Source organism: Cellulomonas sp. GbtcB1 (assembly GCF_019091725.1).
Lineage (GTDB): Bacteria > Actinomycetota > Actinomycetes > Actinomycetales > Cellulomonadaceae > Cellulomonas.
The window spans coordinates 1-248 of record NZ_JAGXJG010000395.1 but is presented as its reverse complement, the minus strand read 5'-3'; the positions used below and the strand labels follow the sequence as shown (position 1 = coordinate 248).

At 73.0% G+C, this 248-nt stretch carries 1 protein-coding gene; it reads right to left on the bottom strand.

Annotation, left to right across the window (positions count from 1 at the left end; genetic code table 11):
- A partial coding sequence (locus KVT14_RS20810) for a substrate-binding domain-containing protein (RefSeq protein ID WP_217617339.1) occupies window positions 1-248 on the bottom strand: 248 nt, incomplete at both ends.

The following is a 248-nucleotide window of genomic DNA, read 5'->3' as shown; positions in this document are numbered from 1 at the left end:
CGGCGGGACCAGGAACCCGCCCTCCGCGATGTTGTCGTACCCGACGACCGCGACCTTGTCCGGCACCGCGACCCGGTGCACGCCGAGCGTGTAGGGCGCCCCGAACGCCAGCGAGTCGTTGAAGCAGAACACCCCGTCGAAGTCGACGCCGTCCGCCAGCAGCTGCTCGGTCGCGGCGGGGCCCTCGGACCGGTGGAAGTCCTTGTCCTCGACCAGCAGCGCCGGGTCCAGCGGGATCCCCGCGGCCG